Here is a 284-nt window from a genome sequence, read left to right on the forward strand (position 1 = left end):
GCCGCAGCGCGCTTGACGTCTGGCTGCGAAAGCGCGGCTGGACTTTCAAAAAAAGACCGCACATGCACTGGAGCAGGACCGTCCTAACCTCCTGAAAGGTCGTCAGGACTGGTTCGACGGCCAACTCGATCTCGATCCGGCGCAGCTCGTCTTCATCGATAAAACCGGACTGAGCACGAATATGTCTCGGCTTCGCGGACGGGCCCCTTGCGGAGATCGATGCCGCTCACCGGTCCCGCACGGCCATTGGAAGACAACGACGTTTACCGGAGCGCTCAGGCTAT

At 60.2% G+C, this 284-nt stretch carries 1 pseudogene; it reads left to right on the forward strand.

Annotation, left to right across the window (positions count from 1 at the left end):
• Window positions 1-284 (forward strand): annotated as a pseudogene (locus tag ACS5UA_RS22930) (IS630 family transposase); the annotation flags it as partial.

The sequence above is a fragment of the Brucella sp. RRSP16 genome, from assembly GCF_052246815.1.
Taxonomy (GTDB): domain Bacteria; phylum Pseudomonadota; class Alphaproteobacteria; order Rhizobiales; family Rhizobiaceae; genus Brucella; species Brucella intermedia.